The 4,154-nt window shown below is 68.3% G+C and carries 3 protein-coding genes; 2 read left to right on the top strand and 1 reads right to left on the bottom strand.

Translation table 11 applies throughout. The features are described from left to right. On the top strand, positions 1-1,274 hold a 1,274-nt coding region (locus VNE62_08370; protein ID HVE92299.1), incomplete at its 5' end, for a DNA translocase FtsK. Here VNE62_08370 and VNE62_08365 read toward each other — a convergent pair. After that, entirely contained in the window at positions 1,228-2,862 is a 1,635-nt protein-coding gene (locus VNE62_08365) for a CocE/NonD family hydrolase (protein ID HVE92298.1), read from the bottom strand. The genes VNE62_08370 and VNE62_08365 overlap by 47 nt on opposite strands. Positions 2,863-3,065: 203 nt before the next feature. Between VNE62_08365 and VNE62_08360 the strand changes: the two genes are divergently transcribed. Beyond that, positions 3,066-4,154 (top strand): S8 family serine peptidase (locus VNE62_08360; GenBank protein ID HVE92297.1); only part of this gene is annotated, 1,089 nt, incomplete at its 3' end.

The following is a 4,154-nucleotide window of genomic DNA, read 5'->3' as shown; positions in this document are numbered from 1 at the left end:
TGGCGCCGGGGGTGAAGGTGAGCCGTGTGGTGAACCTCGACGACGACATCGCCTACGCCCTGGGCTCCCCGGAGGTCCGGATACTGAGCCCGATCCCCGGAAAGTCCGCCATCGGCATAGAGATCCCCAACCGCGACCGGGACCTGGTGACCGTGGGGGACATCGTCAACTCGCAGGTGTGGCGGTCCTCGCCCCACCCACTCACCTGCGCCCTCGGAGTGGACATCTCGGGACAGCCGGTGACGATCAACCTCGCCGAGATGCCCCACGTCCTGATCGCCGGCTCCACGGGGGCAGGGAAGTCGTCGTGCCTGAACGCGCTGATCTCGTCGCTGCTGATGCGTGCGCGGCCCGACGACGTCCGGCTGATACTGATCGACCCGAAGATGGTGGAGTTGACGCACTTCGAGAACCTGCCCCACCTGCTGTCGCCGGTGGTCACGCACCCCAAGCGCGCCGCCGAGACACTGACCTGGGTGGTGCGCGAGATGGAGCGCCGCTACCAGGAGCTGTCGCTGGTGGGCCAGCGCAACCTTGATCTGTACAACGCGGCGGTGTCGGCGGGCACCCTGCCGCCGGTGCTGGGCAACGGCAAGCAGCGTGAGCGCCTGCCCTACATCGCCGTCGTGATCGACGAGCTGGCCGACCTGATGATGGTCGCCGCCCGTCAGGTGGAGGACTCGATCTGCCGGATCGCCCAGATGGCGCGGGCAGTCGGCATCCACCTGGTGGTGGCGACGCAGCGCCCGTCCGTGGACGTGGTGACGGGCCTAATCAAGGCGAACATCCCGTCGCGAGTCGCGTTCGCCGTCGCCAGCCAGTCCGACTCCAGGGTGATCCTGGACATCGGGGGGGCCGAGAAGCTGGTCGGCCGCGGAGACATGCTCTACCTGCCCGCCGGGACCTCGAAGCCCAAGCGGGTGCAGGGCGCCTACGTGTCGGAAAAGGAGTTGGAGCAGATCACCTCACACATCCGCGCGCAGGCGGAGACCTCCTATGAGGAGGAGGTTCTGGAAGCGGCCACGCGTGAGGATGTGGACGAGGAGGACTCCGATCCTCTCCTGGACGACGCGATGGAACTGGTCATCCGCTCCGGGCTGGGATCGACGTCGATGCTGCAGCGCCGGCTGAAGGTCGGTTTTGCCAGGGCCGGCAGGATCATGGACCTCCTGGAGCGACGCGGGGTCGTGTCGCCCCAGGAGGGCTCAAAGGCGCGTTCGGTGCTGATCAGCCCCGAGCAGCTGGACGAGTTGCGCGCTCGCAGCCGCGGGTGACACCGCGACGGCCGTCGCGGCAGGGTCCGGATGAGCCCGACTTGGTACCCGTAGCGACCCCGGACGCCGGCACGTTCAACGCGGCCTCCACGTTCGTGACGGAGGGCAAGCGCGACGACGCGTAGTCACTGGAGGTCGAGGCGATCTGCAGCTGCAGAGTGTGGCCGGGATCCAGCCTCCACGAAACCCCCGCCAGCTCGACGTCCACAGTCTGTGCGTCCAGCGACAGGCCCGTCACCTTGACCGGCGTCACCTGGTCGTCCAGCACCTTCTGCGTGCCGTCCGGGGCGACGTCCACGAGCTTGAAGAACAGGTAGGACTCGGCCCCCGCTCCGGACACCTCGGCCCGGACGGTGGGCACACCCAGGATCGTCACAGGGTCGGCCCCCGCGGTGAGGACCGTGGACTTGATCCCGTCGGGGGAGGGGGTGGCGGCCGTGCCGGTGCCGCTGGTGGGAGCGATCTGGTTCACCAGGACGCCCTCGGCCTTGGCCGTGACCGTGATCCCCGGCAGCGAGCTGGACGTCGCCCAAGTGCCGTCCTGGAGCTGGTACTCGACGTCCGGACCGAGGTCCGCCTCGAGATTGTCCTTCAGGTAGCGGTCGAACCACGAGAAGATGCGCCCGTCGATGCGGGAGCGCTGTCCGGCTCCGGGGGTACAGGTGGACCCGGCCACGGCGAGCGTGTGGCCGCCGCAGAACACCACCAGGCGGGACTCCAGTCCGAGGCTTCGGATCGTGTTGTAGTTGTCGATGCCCTCGTTGAGATTGAAAAGCGTGTCGCTCGCGCCCTGGATGATCAGAGCCGGAGCCCGCAGTGTGCCTAGGCCGAGGTAGTGCTCCGGTCCACGCGCGTCAAACCAGGCGTGGGTCTCCGGGGACCAGTCGTTGAGCGCCAGGCCCTCGGCGTAGCCGCGGTGGATCATCGGGGACAGGCCGCCGGTCTGGGGGCCGCCCGGGGCGTCCAGGCCGTATCCGGCGCTGGAGGCCGTTCCCGACGCATACAGAACGCTTCCCCAGCCCAGCTTCAGGACTCCGTTGGGCTTGAGGGAGCGGATCAGGTCGTTCCAGGCGATCTCCGGAGCGATCGCGTCGATGCGGGAGTCAAAGGAGGCGGTCATGAGCTGGATGCCGCCCGCGTAGGAGCCGCCGGTCATCCCCATCCGCGGGTCGCCCGGGCCGTCCTTTAGAACCTCCGGCTTGGACGCGGCGAAGTCGATCAGCGCCTGGACGTCCCTTACCTCATAGTCGGCGGAGTCCACGTTGGCTTCTCCCCCGGAGTCGCCGAACCCGCGTGCGTCCCAGGTCAGGACCGCGTAGCCGTTGCTCAGCAGCTTTCCGGGCATGCCGGTCGCGGTGGTCGTCCGGTTTCCGCCCCAGCCGTGGGTGTCGAACACCACCGGCACGGGGGCGCCGGCCGTCGCGGCGTCAGGAAGGAAATAGGTGTAGGCGATCTTCGTGCCGTCAAAGGACGTCACGTAGCCGTTGGTGATGGCGGGCGCGGCATGAGCCGGTGAGACGGCAAGCACAGTCACGGACAGCGTCATTGCGGCCACTGCCGACCGCCACCTCTGGGGACACTCAAGCATCAACAGCACCTCCGGATCCGGTTGTTCCACGCGGGGACGTGGCACTCATCGGCATAAATCGGTCGAAACCGGTCCAACCAGTGGACTGCCGCAAGTTCTTCCAAGAAGATCCCCGACTGCCGCCCTTGCCAAACCCGTTTCAACCATTGAGCGCAGGGGTGCGCTTGTGCTGAGGGCTCTTTGGAAGAGAAAGGCTCGCGCTCATGAGCCGCAGTCGCTTGTCCCGTGCCGCATGCGGCACCGTTTTGTGCTGCCTTGCTGCAGCGTTTCCGCTTTACTCCGCGGCTTCGGAAGGCTCGTCGCCGCGCCCAGCCGCGGTCCCGGCCCTGGGTCTACTGGGGACGAAAGCACTGGCTGCTGTGGCCGCTCCTGCCGTCCGCCTGACGGACGCCCTGCGTCCGAAGGCTACAGGGGTCCGGGTGGCTCTCATCTCCTCGGGCGTCGACCCGGCGGCGCTCCCGGAGTCGCTGCGCGGACGGATCTCCCACCCTTGGGGCGCAGGCGACCAGCTCGGTCTCGGCACCTATTCCTCCAGCGTGCTGCTGCAGCTCGCCGACCAGGTGAAGATCACGTCCCTGAACGTGTTCGAGAAGGGCTCCCTCAAGCCCGCGCGCCAGGTCCAGGCTCTGGAGTGGGCGGCCGCGAACGCAAAGAACCTGGACGTCGTCATGCTCGCGGCGTCGCCCCATGAGTTCCTCGACCCGGTTTCCGAGGCGATGCAGTCCGGCTACTGGAAGACGGTTCTGGACGTCTCCGCGGACCAGCCCCTGGCCACCAGGTCCGGGCTGGTCATGGGCATCCCCATGGATGCGGGCCAGCGCGCGAAGGCGCTGGAGGGGGCTACCACTACCGAACGCGCCGCCGCCGCCCGCTTTGCAGCGACCGTCCACCGCTGGCAGAAGGTGCGGGAGGTCATCGCGTCCATTTCGTCGTCCGGAGTCTCCGTGGTGTCCCCGGCCGGCGACCTGGGTCCGGGCCTCCAGACGGTGCTGGGTGTGGCGAACCTTCCCGAGGTGATCTCCGTCGGCGGGTTCGACGGCCGGGCCGTTTCTGCGTCCAGTGCTTCCGGGCCGTCGATCGACGGCAGCGTCAAGCCGGACCTGATCGCGCCGTCGGGCATCGTCGGGGTCCTCCCGGAGTCGTCGGCGTTGGCCAAGAGCCTTGATGCCGCGGGTGTGCTTAGCCCGTCGTTGAGCCCCCTGTGGGACGCGGGTGACGCGCCGAGCAGGGCCAGGGCGAGGCTGGACTCCTCTCTGACCTCCGCCACACTGGTGGCCGCCGCGACGGGCGGC

The sequence above is a fragment of the Actinomycetota bacterium genome (assembly GCA_035536535.1).
In the GTDB taxonomy this organism is placed as follows: Bacteria; Actinomycetota; JAICYB01; order JAICYB01; family JAICYB01; genus DATLNZ01.
The sequence above is the reverse complement of the archived record's forward strand: the minus strand, read 5'-3'. Positions and strand labels throughout refer to the sequence as shown.